This window comes from Pseudomonas sp. LAP_36, assembly GCF_019456785.1.
Classification (GTDB): Bacteria; Pseudomonadota; Gammaproteobacteria; order Pseudomonadales; family Pseudomonadaceae; genus Aquipseudomonas; species Aquipseudomonas tritici.
On the sequence record NZ_JAHZMS010000014.1, the window covers coordinates 18,714 to 31,743 of the forward strand.

Annotated in this window: 11 protein-coding genes; 2 read left to right on the top strand and 9 right to left on the bottom strand. The window is 58.5% G+C overall.

Features of this window, described 5'->3' with window-relative positions:
• Positions 1-14: 14 nt before the first annotated feature.
• The 4 genes from JBO08_RS26865 to JBO08_RS26880 are packed head-to-tail and all read right to left on the bottom strand — an operon-like array spanning position 15 to position 4,633.
• The gene (locus JBO08_RS26865) at positions 15-791 is read right to left on the bottom strand and encodes a polysaccharide biosynthesis/export family protein (protein ID WP_065874645.1); all 777 of its coding nucleotides are present in this window, start codon (positions 789-791) and stop codon (positions 15-17) included.
• A 29-nt stretch (positions 792-820) separates the two neighbouring features.
• Positions 821-1,732 carry a glycosyltransferase family 2 protein gene (locus tag JBO08_RS26870; protein WP_065945884.1) on the bottom strand — a complete coding sequence of 304 codons (912 nt, stop codon included), beginning with the start codon at positions 1,730-1,732 and terminating at the stop codon, positions 821-823.
• 1 nt (position 1,733) lies between these two features.
• Positions 1,734-3,194, bottom strand: a complete 1,461-nt coding sequence (locus JBO08_RS26875) for a mannose-1-phosphate guanylyltransferase/mannose-6-phosphate isomerase (RefSeq protein ID WP_065945885.1) — start codon at positions 3,192-3,194, stop codon at positions 1,734-1,736.
• The gene (locus tag JBO08_RS26880; RefSeq protein WP_065874607.1) at positions 3,194-4,633 is read right to left on the bottom strand and encodes an undecaprenyl-phosphate glucose phosphotransferase; all 1,440 of its coding nucleotides are present in this window, start codon (positions 4,631-4,633) and stop codon (positions 3,194-3,196) included. The genes JBO08_RS26875 and JBO08_RS26880 overlap by 1 nt, the downstream gene beginning before the upstream one ends.
• 657 nt (positions 4,634-5,290) lie before the next feature.
• Here JBO08_RS26880 and JBO08_RS26885 point away from each other — a divergent pair.
• The gene (locus JBO08_RS26885; protein WP_220075245.1) at positions 5,291-5,920 is read left to right on the top strand and encodes a LysE family translocator; all 630 of its coding nucleotides are present in this window, start codon (positions 5,291-5,293) and stop codon (positions 5,918-5,920) included.
• A 14-nt stretch (positions 5,921-5,934) separates the two neighbouring features.
• On the opposite strand, the gene inhA is transcribed toward JBO08_RS26885, so the two are convergent.
• On the bottom strand, positions 5,935-6,615 hold the full coding sequence (gene inhA / locus JBO08_RS26890) for an isonitrile hydratase (RefSeq protein ID WP_220075246.1): 681 nt from the start codon (positions 6,613-6,615) through the stop codon (positions 5,935-5,937).
• 89 nt (positions 6,616-6,704) lie between these two features.
• Here inhA and JBO08_RS26895 point away from each other — a divergent pair, with 89 nt between their 5' ends.
• Positions 6,705-7,685, top strand: a complete 981-nt coding sequence (locus tag JBO08_RS26895; RefSeq protein WP_065880032.1) for a GlxA family transcriptional regulator — start codon at positions 6,705-6,707, stop codon at positions 7,683-7,685.
• On the opposite strand, the gene asnB is transcribed toward JBO08_RS26895, so the two are convergent.
• From asnB to JBO08_RS26915, 4 genes are all read right to left on the bottom strand, one after another.
• A complete protein-coding gene (asnB, locus tag JBO08_RS26900; RefSeq protein WP_065874610.1) occupies positions 7,643-9,517 on the bottom strand; it encodes an asparagine synthase (glutamine-hydrolyzing) in 1,875 nt (624 codons plus the stop codon). The two genes, JBO08_RS26895 and asnB, sit on opposite strands and share 43 nt — an antisense overlap.
• Before the next feature lie 84 nt (positions 9,518-9,601).
• Entirely contained in the window at positions 9,602-10,477 is an 876-nt protein-coding gene (locus JBO08_RS26905; protein WP_083214635.1) for a TauD/TfdA family dioxygenase, read from the bottom strand.
• Positions 10,474-11,463 (bottom strand): L-tyrosine/L-tryptophan isonitrile synthase family protein, encoded by a 990-nt coding sequence (locus JBO08_RS26910; RefSeq protein ID WP_220075247.1) that lies wholly within the window; start codon positions 11,461-11,463, stop codon positions 10,474-10,476. Before JBO08_RS26910 ends, JBO08_RS26905 begins: the two co-directional genes overlap by 4 nt.
• 521 nt (positions 11,464-11,984) lie before the next feature.
• Positions 11,985-12,914, bottom strand: a complete 930-nt coding sequence (locus tag JBO08_RS26915; RefSeq protein ID WP_220075248.1) for an alpha/beta fold hydrolase — start codon at positions 12,912-12,914, stop codon at positions 11,985-11,987.
• Positions 12,915-13,030: the final 116 nt, after the last annotated feature.

Consider the following 13,030-nt stretch of genomic DNA (forward strand, 5'->3'; position numbering starts at 1 on the left):
GGGATGTCGCTCCTTTAGTTACTGCCGCCGCTGGTTCGTGTGTAGTTGTAGCCAACCCCAATGGACTTGGTGAAGGGGATCAGTTGGTTCAGGTAGGTATCCACCCCTTGGATGCGCTCGCCCACGTTGGATTTGGGCACGAACACCACATCGCCGCGTTGCAGGTGCACGGGCTTGCGCCCGTTGGGGCCGGTCTTGAGCAGTTGGCTGAAGTCCAGGAAGTAGGCGTGATAGGCACCCTGTGCGTCTTCACGCAGCAGGGCGACCATGCTGGCATTGCCCGCCGGGCTGACCCCGCCGGCACCGATGATTGCCTGCTCAAGGGTGTTGGCCGTGGCAATCTGCACTGCCGTCGGGTTGTTCACCGCGCCACCGACGATGATCGAGCTGCCCGGTGCCTGGTTGATGTTTACGGTCACGCGCGGTTCGCGGTAGGTCGGCGCGAGCTTGGTGGTCAGCTCCGTGGCCAATTCCGAAGGCTGGCGCCCGGCCACTTGGATCGGCCCCAGGAACGGGTAGTTGATCTTGCCGTCGGTCTGCACCGTGTAAAGCGTCAGCTCATAGATGGTGCTGACGTTGAACGCTGACAGCGTCGGCATCTCACCGGCATCGCGCACGATGCGCAGCTGGTCGCCGATGCGGATACGTTCCACCGCCGGCGGTAGCTGTGCGAGCTGGTCGAGGGCGCGCTTGCCTTCTTCGACGGTCTTGCCGTCCGGCGGCACAATGCGCGCCGGCGTGTTACAGCCTGCCACCGTCAGCAGGGCGAGCACGAGCAGGGTCTGTTTGATCAAGGGGGACTTCCTGTAGGTCATGATGCTCACCTCCAATAACCGGGAAACATGCTGATGCGCCGCTTGAGGGCGAGGGGGAGACGGCGCTCCAGATGGCCCAGCCGGTAGCCGAGCAATTTGAACGCGCTGCGCACCAGCACTTCGGGAATGCGGTGCAGGGCGCCGGCCTTGCGCAAAGCCCTGAGTTCAGCCAGCACATAGCGCTTGCCTTCGCCACCCGCATCGCCGAAGGCCTGCTTGATCCACGGCTCGCGGCCGTAGAACACGCCAATGTCGAAGTAGCGGTGAAACTCATCCATGAGTTTGTAATCGTGGGAGTGGTGCACCATCGCCGTGGCGGCGTAGCGCACCTTGTAGCCTTCGAGCAGCATGCGTGCGGCCACGAAGGCGTCTTCGCTGCCGATCACGTCTGCCGGGAAACCGCCCACCGCTTCCAGCACGCTGCGCCGGTACACGGAAAACGAGTCGGAACTGAAGCAGGTCTTGATCCCTAATTCCGGTGCATCGGCCAGGCTCTTGCTGCGGCTCTGTTCCGGGTAGTTGAAGTGCCGCGATTGCGCGCCCAGCACACCGGCATCGGGGTGTGGCAGTTGGCGACCGTAGGCCACGCCGTTGAGCGGGTCTTGCTGCAATTCTGCGAGCAGGTTGGCGAAGGTTTCCGGGGCGGCGGGGATCGCGTCCTGGGTCATCACGATCAGCGCCTCACCGCCTACTTGTTCGCTGGCCCAGCGCCGCGTGCCGCCATGGTTGAAGTCGCGCGCGTCGATCACCTCGACCCGTGCACCAAACGCGCGAAAGCGCGCCACGGTGTCATCGCTGGAGGCGCTGTCCACCACCAGCATCTCGTCAGGTTGCAGGGTTTGCATCTCCAGCGCCGGCAGCAGGCGTGCCAGGTGGCTGGAGGCGTTACGGGTCGGGATGATCAGAGACGTACGCATGTCATTTTTTCACTTCAGCCGGGGCGCGCCCGTAGATGTCGTCGAAGCGCACGATGTCGTCTTCGCCCAGGTATTCGCCGCTCTGCACCTCGATCATCACCAGGTCGATGATGCCGGGGTTGGTCAGGCGGTGTTTATGCCCGGCGGGGATGTAGGTGGACTCGTTGGCGTTGATCAGGAATTCGCGCTCGCCGTTGGTGATCTGCGCGGCGCCGCTGACCACTACCCAGTGTTCGCTGCGGTGGTGGTGCATCTGCAACGACAGCGACGCCTGCGGCTTGACCACGATGCGCTTGATCTTGAAGCGGCTGCTTTCCTCGAGCACGGTGTAGGTGCCCCACGGCCGGGTGACGGTGCGGTGCAGGCTGTACGCCGGATGGTTCTGGCGCTTGAGTTCGGCGACGATGTAGCGCACATCCTGGCTACGGTGGGCGTCGGCGATCAGCAGCGCGTCGGGCGTGTCGACGATGATCAGGTCGCGCACGCCCACCGCGCCGAGTACGCGCTTGGGCGAGTCGATGTAGCAGTTGTGCACGTCATGCAGAATCGCTTCGCCATTGACTTGGTTGCCATGGGCGTCGCTGGGGGTGAGCTGGCGCAGGGCTTCCCACGAGCCGATATCGCTCCAGCCGATGTCGCAGGGCACCACGGCGACTTGCTTGGACTTCTCCATCAAGGCCACGTCGATGGAAATATCCGGCGCGCTGCCGAAAGCATCCGCGTCCAGCTCACGCTGGCGCGAGGTTTTGTTTTGCAGGCTCTGGCTATGGTCCAGCGCGTTGCGGGCGGCTTCCAGCACGTCGGGCGCATGGGTGGCGAGTTCGTCCACCAGGGTGCTGGCCTTGAAGCAGAACATGCCGGCGTTCCACAGGTGCTTGCCGCCGTCGAGATAGCCCTGGGCGGTGGCCAGGTCGGGTTTTTCGACGAAGCGTTTGACCCGGTTGCCCGTGCTTAGCGGCTCACCCTGTTCGATGTAGCCAAAGCCGGTTTCGGGGTGATCCGGCTGGATACCGAACGTCACCAGGTAACCGGCTTCGGCCAGGTCGCGGGCCTGGGTCACGGCCTCGGCAAACGCCACTTCATTGAGGATCAAATGGTCGGCGGGCATCACCAGCAACTGCGCATCGCCGCCAAAATGCTCCTGCACGTGCAACGCCGCCACCGCAATTGCCGCTGCCGTATTACGCCCGAACGGCTCCAGCAGCAGGTCCAGGGGCAGGTGCGCCTTGTTGACCAGGCGGTAGTCATCCAGTGTGCGGAACAGCAGGTCGCGGTTGGTCACCGTCAACACGCTTTCCACGCCGGGCAGTTTGGCCGCGCGCTGAAAGGTTTTCTGCAGCAGGCTCATGCCATCGCGCATGCGCATGAACGGCTTGGGCATGTTCTGCCGGGACACCGGCCACAGCCGCGTGCCCGAACCACCGGAAATGATGCAGGGAATTAATCCGTTGAGGGTGTTCATCAATAGACTTCCTTGGTGGAAAGGACGGCCGGGACCGTCATGAAGACGATGTACAAGTCAAACCACACCGACCACTTGGAGATGTACTCCAGGTCGTACTCGACACGTTTCTGGATCTTGAACAGGGTGTCGGTCTCACCCCGGTAACCGTTGATCTGCGCCCAGCCGGTGATACCCGGCTTGACTCGGTGCCGCGAGCTGTATTCGCTGACCGCCACTTCGAAGGGCACGCCTGCGGCCTTGGTTGCCGTGGCGTGCGGGCGCGGGCCGACGATGGACATGTTGCCCAGCAGCACATTGAACAGTTGCGGCAGCTCGTCGATGCTGGTCTTGCGGATGATGCGGCCCACGCGGGTGATGCGCGGGTCTGCGCGCGTTGTTTGGCGTTCGGCGGTGAAGTCGCTCTGGTCGGTGTACATCGAGCGGAATTTGAACACGCGGATTTCGTTGTCGTTGTAGCCATAGCGGTTCTGGCGAAACAGCACTGGGCCCTTGGAGTCGAGCTTGATCGCAATCGCTGTCGCCACCATCAGCGGTGACAGGCACACCAACGCCAGGCTGGCCAGCAGGAAATCCTCACAGCGCTTGATCACCGGCGACCAGCCACGCAACGGCAACTGTGAAGTGTTGAACATCAGAATGCCGCCCACATCGGTGATTTTGCTGTGGCCGTAGCGCAGGGCCGCCATGTCCGGCACCAGCATGACGTTCACCGACAACTGCCGCAGGCGGTTGACCAAGCCGTGGATGCGTTGTTCGGCGGCCCAGGGCAGGCAGATCATCACTTGGTTGACCTGCTCGGCACGGATCAGTTTTTCGAGGTCGCGGGTATTGCCCAGCAGGGGCAGCTTGCTCAGCTCCTTGGGAATGCGCTCGGTGCGGTCGTCGATAAAACCGACCAGGCCGGAACGGATATCGCCGTTGCGCTGCAGGTGATCGGCGACGTGCACAGCGGTCTCGGTAAAGCCCAGGATCACCGTGCGTTGCAGGTATTTGCCAGCCCGCATCAGCCTGCGATAAAGGCGCAACATCATCAGGCGTTCCAGGCAGAACAACGCCAGGCTGGCGACGTACCACGTCGCCAGGTTACGCGGGGTTAATTGCGGGAACATCTGCAGGATCTGGTACATGAACAACAGAATGCAAAACGCCGCCGACCAGGCTTTGATCTTGGTTTTCAAGCGCAACCGGTTGCTGAACAATTCTTCGGAATATATGCCCAGGGCCTGAAACAGAATAATGGTCAGGACCGCGAAAAAAACCAGCAGGCCCACGAAATGAGGGCGCAGTTCAGGGTCCATCGGGTCCAGGAAAAGCACCAGGACCAGAGGGGGCAAAATGGCCGTCAGGCCGTGGATCAATTTGACGAAAACGACAAAGAACTCAACAAAACCAGCACGTGTTAAAAACAAGCTGTCGACTGACGACTTCTCTCGCATAAAACCATCCCTCATTGCACTCCAGGCTGCACTGTTCGACTGTTTGCTCAATAAAGCAGCGGGCTGCTTTAGCGTTCAGCTCGAACTGGTTGCACTGGGTAATACGCAACTTTCCAATTCAAATGCACCATCCAAACACAGCTATTCATTTGAAGTGTTTTTGCGGGGGTAGTGACTAAAGGACTGTTCCCTTTATGTGCTCAGTCAATAAATTGACAATGGTGCGGGATCTGCGTAGTAGACAGTTTTATCATTCTTTTTTGTGGCATTTTATTGACATTCCTTGTCCGAACACGCGGTGATTGGGTGTGTTTTTGAGTGTAGGAACAAATAAGGAATTTTTCCTGCTTAAAGGAGAAAGCTTTTTTGCAGCGCGGTGGGAAAGAGGGACAAAACAGCGGTGGCAGGGCGCACTAAGTGCCCTGCCCATGGGGCTTTCGCCCGATCAGAAGTTACCTTTCAAACTCACCATAAAAATTACGCGGTTCACTATAGAAGTTGCCGCAAAAGCTACGCCTGCGTTCCATTTCGACAGGGCAGTGTCGAACCGGTAGTCACCCCACTCGCGATTACCAGAAACAATGTATCCAGCACAATTTTTTGTTCGCACACGGTACGCCGATTAATCTGCAGGCTTTTGCGGTGGATGGCTTGAGCATGATTGACCTTGCAACCCTGGCGGTTTTTTCGGGGGCTGTGCTGTTGCTGCTGTTATCGCCTGGGCCGAACATGGCCTTTGTGATCAGCCACGGCGTGACTCATGGCTGGCGCGGGGGAGTGGCATCAGCCTTGGGTATCAGCGTGGCCGACCTGTTGCTGACCGCATTGACCGCCACAGGGGTGACGGCATTGGTCGCCAATTGGCCGCCATCCTTCGATTTGATCCGCTATGCGGGAGTGGTTTACCTGCTGTGGCTGGTGGTCAAGACGTTGCAGAAAAACCCAGGGCTGGGCGCGGCCCAGGTCAATCGCGTGCCCCTGGGACGAGTGTTTCTGCAGGCCATGTTCAACAGCCTGCTCAACCCCAAGGCATTACTGTTTTTCGTGGTGTTTTTGCCGCAGTTTGTACGGCCGGAGGCGGGGTCCATTGCCGTGCAGTTGATGGTGCTCGGGGGCGTGCTGACGTTAGTCGCTGGGGTGTTTCATGCGGTGCTGGGTATTTTTGGTGGTGCGCTGAGCCGATTCTTCGCCAGGCGCTCAAAAGGCGCCTGGCTACAGAAATGGGGCTTGGCGACGGTGCTGATGGTGCTGGCCGTGCGCCTGGCGGTGATGTCTCGCCCAAGCTGATTCAACTCACGGTGTCAGCCCAGGCGTGCAGCTGCGCGTGCGACGATCTCGCCGCGTACGCTGCGCGATTCGGCCGTGCGCTTGTTGGCTTCCTCCAATACGTGCTTGGGCGCAGTGTCCGGTCGGCCTGCATCGAACGGTGGCGCTGGCGCGTATTCAATCTGCAACTGCACCAGTTGCGCCGTCGCGTCGCTGTACAACTCGGCCGCCAGGGTCAGGGCGAAGTCGATGCCGGCGGTGATGCCGCCACCGGTGAACAGGTTGCCGTCACGCACCACGCGCTCTTGCACCGGGGTCGCGCCGAGCGGGGCGAGCAGGTCGTGGTAAGCCCAGTGAGTCGTCGCCCGGCGCCCGCGCAGCAAACCCGCCGCGCCCAGTACCAGCGAGCCGGTGCACACCGAGGTCACGTAGCGTGCGGTTTGCGCCTGGGCCTTGAGGAAGTCCAGCGTGAGCGGGTCTTCCATCAACGCGCCCACGCCGGAACCGCCGGGCACGCAGATCACATCCAGCAGCGGGCAGTCGGCGTAGGTTATGGTCGGGGTGAACACCAGGCCGGTGCTGGAGGTGACCGGTTCCAGGTCTTTCCACACTAGGTGCAATTTCACGTCCGGCAGCGAACCAAGTACGTCATAAGGGCCGGTGAGGTCCAGTTGCTGGATGCCGGGGAACAACACAAAGCCGATCTGCAAGGTCATGGATAGCGCTCCGATAAAGGGGTGGACGGCTTCACTTTAGTGATTCAGGATTTGGCCTACACGCCATTACGCCCACGAATTACGCCAACATGACAAAAATTATCCATGTACTCGCCTTTCCAGGCGCTCAGATACTTGATGTTACCGGCCCCTTGCAAGTGTTCTCGTCCGCCAATGACCTGGCGCGACAACGGGGCTTTGCGTTGCCGTACGCGGTCAACGTGATCGCTGCTCAGACCTCGGCGGTCATGACCTCGGCAGGCCTTGCAGTGGTGGCTGAGCCCTTGCCGGTGATTGATGCCCCGTGCGATACCCTGGTGATCGCCGGTGGTTGGGGGGTTTATGGCGCTGCCGAGGACGCTGACCTGGTGGATTGGGTGCGACAAAAGAGTGTCAACTCACGCCGGACGGCGTCGGTCTGCACGGGCGCTTTTTTGATGGCGGCCGCAGGCTTGCTCGATGGCTGTCGTGTGGCTACCCATTGGACGCGTTGTGAGGAATTGGCGCTCAAGTATCCGAAATTGCAGGTGGAGGCTAACCCGATTTTTATCCAGCAAGGGGCGCTGTGGACGTCAGCGGGGGTCACCGCCGGTATTGATTTGTGCCTGGCCCTGGTGGAAGACGATCTGGGTGCCGCCGTCGCCCTGGAAGTGGCACGGCACTTGGTGGTGTTTCTGAAACGCCCGGGAGGGCAATCCCAGTTCAGCGTCACCCTGTCTCTGCAACAGGGCAGTGGTCGGTTTGCTGAGTTGCATGCCTGGATCGCCGAGCGTCTGACGTTGAATTGGAATATCTCGACACTGGCGGCCCAGGCCGGGATGAGCGAGCGCAGTTTTGTGCGTCACTACCGGGCTGAAACCGGACGGACGCCAGCACGGGCAGTGGAGCTGATACGAGTGGAAACCGCACGGCGGCGACTGGTTGACGAAGACACGCCGATCAAGCGAGTCGCCTCGCAGTGCGGTTTTAAATGCGAAGAAACCATGCGGCGCAGTTTTCTGCGCGTGCTGGCGGTGACTCCGCAGGCTTACAGGGAGCGATTTTCTCGAATATCAAGCTCGACAGCGTAGGTGTCAATCCAACGGCTCAGCCGTTCGGCAGACTCCACCAGAATACGCTCGAGATCGGAAAAACTGCCAGTGTCACTCTTCGCGCCTAGTTGCTGCAGTGCGACAGGGTCGATGTACGACGTCAGTGAGCCGTCGTGGTTCTGGATGGAGGCGTTGAGCCTGGCGATCAGTCCTTGGTCGTAGCCCGGGTCCTGAATCGACGGAAAGGCTGATTTACCTCTACGCAGGATCGAGTCAGGCAACAGGTCAGCGGCAGCTGCCCGCAACAGCGCTTTGCTCTCGCCGTTGAAGATCTTCATGGCCCACGGGATGTTGAATACGTACTCCACCAGGCGGTGATCGCAGAACGGGACTCGCCCCTCAAGGCCGCTGGCCATCCCCATGCGATCTTTTTTGTCGAGCAGCATCGGCAGCCATCGGGTGAGTGTGAGGTAGTTCAACTCGCGAGTACGTCGCTCTTCCGCAGACTCTCCGTCGAGCCTGGGGACCTCGGCCAACGCTGTGCGGTAGAGTTCGGCTTCATAGTCGTCCAGTTTCAGGTCATCGATAAACTGTTTATGAAACAGCGCTTTGGGGGACAGCCCGCGATGAGCCCCGAGTTTTAGCCATGGAAAGGTTTGCGCCGCCCGAGCCTGCGGGTCAGAAATCCACAAGTAGCCCCCGAATAGTTCATCGGCAGCCTCGCCGGAAAGCGCGACGGTGGCGTGTTGGCGCACGTTGGCAAACAGTTGATGCAGTGAGATGTCCAAGTCGCCAAAGTTGAAGGGCAAGTCCCAGGCACGCATGACTTTTTCACGCAGAGTCGGGTCAAGTAAACTTGCGCGATCCAGGACGATGTTGTGGTGCCGGCTGCCGATGTGGCGTGCGGCTTCGGCTGCGAAAGGCGCGTCGGCGGAGGGCCGGACGGGATCCGGCCGATAGTTTTCAGTGTGTCCCACAAAGTCGATGCAGAACGTCGATAGAGGATCCTCGCCATTGGCCAGACGCTTCTTTTGTGCGAGTGCAGCGACGGTACTAGAGTCCAACCCTCCCGATAGCAGTGCACACAACGGAACGTCAGCAATCATTTGTCGGGCCACAATGTCATCGAGTAGCTCGCGGATGGTGGCAATGGTGGTTTCAAGATCGTCTGTGTGCGGTTTTGCTTCGAGCGCCCAATAGCGTTCTTCGCGTATTTGTCCACGACGCACCCGCAGCAGGTGGCCAGGCTTGAGTTCTTTCATACCGCTGAAGGGCACTTGCCCCGGAGTACGTAAAAATAGGAGTGCGTCGCAGAGGCTTTCACGAGTGGAGAGTGCTTTGACGTCAGGGTTGGCCAGGAGCGCCTTGGGTTCCGAGCCGAAAAGAACGCCGTCGGCCGTTGGATAGTAAAACAGTGGTTTTACCCCAAGCCGGTCCCTGACCAAAATCAGTTCATCATTCGCGCTGTCCCAAATTGCAATTGAGTACATGCCGTTAAGGCGATGCACGAAGTCAGCGCCCCAGTGCAGGTATGCCTGCAGCACCACTTCGGTATCGCAATGCGTCGCGAATCGATAGCCCGCCTGCATCAGTTCAGCGCGCAGCTCGATGAAGTTGTAGGTTTCGCCAGCATAGGAAATGACGGCTCTGGGCAGATTGCCAGGGCCTGTCTGCTGGCTCTGCATCGGTTGCAAACCACGTTCTGGGTCAATGATCGATAGCCTGCGGTGACCCAGGGCTACGTGCTTGTCGATCCAAACACCGCGTGCGTCAGGGCCACGCAGTTTCAGGGTGTCTGTCATCGCGTCGATGGTGGCTGTTTCGTGTCTCAGGTCGTGGGCAAAGTCAACCCAACCGGTTATTCCACACATGGGAATGTACTCCGCTGAAAAAGAGAAATAATGGGTGTCCCTGACACCTCCCCTTGGGTTAGGACCAGGCGTCAGGACCAGGCGTCAGGCCTGAGATGGGATATGAGGGTTGAGCAATGGCGGATCGCTGTGGATATGAACCCGGCGCAGATGTCGACCATTTTTGCTGGTGAAGCTCTCTCGGCCGTGGAGCAGGCTGAAGTTGTCGGTGAGCACGACATCGCCGGTTTGCCACTGATGGGCGTAGTAGGCACGCGGGTCATGCAATGCGGCGCCAAGGCTATCGAGTAATGCGGCGTGCTCGCTGTCGTCGATCCCGCTGAAAGTGTATTGCGATGGATTTATGAAGTCAGTGTCCCCCGCAACCGGTTGTTCGCAATATCGCAGTACAGGGAATTCCCTCCGCGGATGTCGATTGATGATAGGTGCGCTGGCGCAGTTGCTGTAGAGCTCCACCGTTCGTCGGTACGTGCCTTGGGCCCGGCTCCATAAGTTGCGTGTTTCGGGCGTTGCGATGCGCAATGCAACGGGCGTGCAGGCGAACGTGGTGCGCCCACCGTGGGGACAATCGTCGGCTCTCACGCAATGAAATATCTGGAATTCGGGTACGCTCTCCAGATACATGCCGTCCCAATGCAGTGGTACGTAGCTGTTGGAGAAAATATGGTCGTCCGGTGCCAGTTGCTCCTGCAGCTCCAGTACAGCGCCAAAAGGCCACATCATGATTTCGCCGAACGTAGAGCAATATCGCGTGAGGCTTTCTGCTGTATCAAAACTGTCAAAACCGCGAAGAATGACGAGCTGGTGGTTATGTACCAACATGCGGAGCCAGGCAGTCGATAGCTCCCCGAGATGGACGTCGGGATGCCGTGGTGTGATCATCACGCCGAATTCAGGTGGAGTGAGTGTGGCAGGCAGACGCGCCGTGGTGATCAAGTGTGACAGGTTCGGGTCCGTCATACTGCAGCCGCCAGCAAGGAGGTCGTTTGGGATGAGTCAATCGCATAGTGGCTGCGCAGGTCATCTTGCATGATCAGGTGGGCTCCACAGCGTTGTGCGTCCTTGCGGTTCATTAGCTTGAAGTCATCTCCCATACCTACCGCTACGCCATGCCAAGGCGTAATCCAGCTGTCCTGGGCCGGCATCATATGAATGCCTATCTTCAAGCTGCTAACTGGCTGCGGATGGATGGATAATCTGATGGCGTTGGGGAACTCCTGTGCCAAGAGTTCGCCCCACGCCCAACTGCGTTGAATGACCTCGACGGACAGCAGCTTGGCTTTCTTCTGTAGGGCACTTCGTGATCCTGAATAGCCGGGTATCAGGTTGTCTTCAAACATGAAGCGGGTGATTGCCCGATACAACTCAACGCCCTCTGGCGTTTTCATTAACGTTTTTTTAACTGTCGTCAGTGGTTCTGCATAGCCCTCGATCAATAGCCTACGCAACTGGTCAAAGTCATCTGTTAACGCATTGAGTCGAGTGCAATCTTCGAGATTATAGAGCCGTAAATGATGGGCGTGTTTTTGCGCAATTATATGGCCGATTGCAGATTGATACCGACTCACATCTTCGTCATCGACACCTATCACATCGCTGAATACACGCCCATCTGAGCAGATGGTCAGCCGCGCGCCTGGCGCGTAGTGGGATTTTATATCGGTGTATAACTTATCCAGAGACTGTAAGGAAATTCTTTCCGCCAGATCAGGAAGTCGGCCGATCACTTTATCCGGATTAGGCGATTTGGCGGGAAAGGCAGGCAAGACCAATTCGATCGGTCTACCCGCTTCCACGAATCGTTGGATCCGTGGAATCTGAATGGAGTGGATTTGATCGGCTTCCTCGTCCAGCGCGATGGGCAAGGAGGCCCGCTCATCTCGCCGACGAATACGCAGAATTTCGTTCAGAATAATAGAGGACGTATCACTTGGCATGTTATGCATCGGATGTACCTTTTTTGTAGTTGTTTGGTCATTGTTTTTAAGGCGCGGTTTTTTCTGTTTTGGATGGTATTGCCAGCTGCCGTGCACGGCGCTGGCGTAAAAAATAGTTAAAATGTTAGCGATGCCTCGAGCAAGCCTGCACTAACGTTTTGTTACTTTTGCTTTTTTTTGGGTTGGCTTTTGTTTATGTTTTTTTAAGGTTGAGAAAGTACTGGGGGCAGCATTCTTTTTACGCAGGGGTGGCTGAAGTGTCTGTGCTGTATGGCGTTGAGGATTTTTGATGGTGAATGAGTCGCGCGCTGAGGTGGTTTCTAAAGTATTTATATGTACGCATGTTTAAAGTTTCAAACGGTTGTGTATATTTTTCTGTTTGTGTCGACATAATGATTTGTTATTTTTTTTTGGCGTTTCTTCATTGGTAGGTAGGTTTTTCTTTATCTGTGCGTCGAAATTGGTTCGAACGCGTAGCGCAATGACTTACAGCAAAGTGTCGCCGAAGAGGGTAGGCATGTAGCACTGATCTACTGCGAAAAAATCCTGCGTCCCTTGTCAAATGCGAGTAATTCCAATAGCGCGTCAAGGGTAGTCTGCGGCGCTTCCTGGGGGATATTGTGGCCCACGCCGGGCAGCACCTGGCGCCGGTAAAACCCGCTGAAATGCGCCACGTCATCATCCTCTTCGGGTGGCGGGCCCACCCCATCATCGGCACCGCACAGCGAAATGCTTGGCACCGAAATCGGCGGCTGCAATACCAGGGCTTGCTCGATGGCTTCGAGTGCGGGGTCACCAGGCGCATACATAAAACGGTGGCGATAGGAATGGATCACCACCTCGACAAAATCCGGGTTATCAAACGACGGCGCCGTCTGCTCATACAGCCCCGGTCCTTCGGTCCAGGACGGCGACCACAGTGACCACAGCAGTTCGCAGAGTTCGCGACGGTTGGCGGTCAAGCCGTCGACACCGCGCTGGGTATGAAAGTAGTACTGGTACCACAAGCGGTGTTCCGTCTCGGGTGCCCGTGGCGCCAGCGACTCGGCGATGTCCTGGATGTTGTAGCCGTCACCGGTCACCAATCCACTGACGCGCTCGGGCCACAGCGCCGCGACGATACACGCGGCACGTCCACCCCAATCGTAGCCGGCGAGGGTCGCCTGTGGGATGCCCAGCGCATCCATGAAGTCCAGCAGGTCCTTGGCCAACGCCGCCTGCTGTCCGGAGCGCATGACGTGTTCGTTGATAAAACGCGTCGGGCCGTAACCGCGCAGGTACGGCACCAGCACCCGCAAGCCATGCCCGGCCAGTGCCGGCGCTATCGCGTCATAGGCGCGAGGGTCGTAGGGGAAGCCGTGCAGCAGGATCACAGGTTTTCCATCAGCGGGGCCGTGGGCTTCATACGCCACATCGAGCATGGACGTACGGACGTAAAGCAGCGGGGCATTGGTGGTCATGGTGAGTGTTCATCGGCTGGCCAGAGGTGCTGGAACTCTAGCCGAAAGCCGTGAACGGGAGGGGTGGAATTTAAGGCAATAGGCTGACGTGTGTAGCCCGAGGTCAGCGCCGTTCG

What these genes read in the sequence shown, in the direction of transcription:
- JBO08_RS26880 (WP_065874607.1), bottom strand. Translation starts at nt 4,633, where the DNA reads ATGCGAGAGAAGTCGTCAGTCGACAGCTTGTTTTTAACACGTGCTGGT.
- JBO08_RS26885 (WP_220075245.1), top strand. Translation starts at nt 5,291, where the DNA reads ATGATTGACCTTGCAACCCTGGCGGTTTTTTCGGGGGCTGTGCTGTTG.
- inhA (WP_220075246.1), bottom strand. Translation starts at nt 6,615, where the DNA reads ATGACCTTGCAGATCGGCTTTGTGTTGTTCCCCGGCATCCAGCAACTG.
- JBO08_RS26870 (WP_065945884.1), bottom strand. Translation starts at nt 1,732, where the DNA reads ATGCGTACGTCTCTGATCATCCCGACCCGTAACGCCTCCAGCCACCTG.
- asnB (WP_065874610.1), bottom strand. Translation starts at nt 9,517, where the DNA reads ATGTGTGGAATAACCGGTTGGGTTGACTTTGCCCACGACCTGAGACAC.
- JBO08_RS26875 (WP_065945885.1), bottom strand. Translation starts at nt 3,194, where the DNA reads ATGAACACCCTCAACGGATTAATTCCCTGCATCATTTCCGGTGGTTCG.
- JBO08_RS26910 (WP_220075247.1), bottom strand. Translation starts at nt 11,463, where the DNA reads ATGCATAACATGCCAAGTGATACGTCCTCTATTATTCTGAACGAAATT.
- JBO08_RS26895 (WP_065880032.1), top strand. Translation starts at nt 6,705, where the DNA reads ATGACAAAAATTATCCATGTACTCGCCTTTCCAGGCGCTCAGATACTT.
- JBO08_RS26905 (WP_083214635.1), bottom strand. Translation starts at nt 10,477, where the DNA reads ATGACGGACCCGAACCTGTCACACTTGATCACCACGGCGCGTCTGCCT.
- JBO08_RS26915 (WP_220075248.1), bottom strand. Translation starts at nt 12,914, where the DNA reads ATGACCACCAATGCCCCGCTGCTTTACGTCCGTACGTCCATGCTCGAT.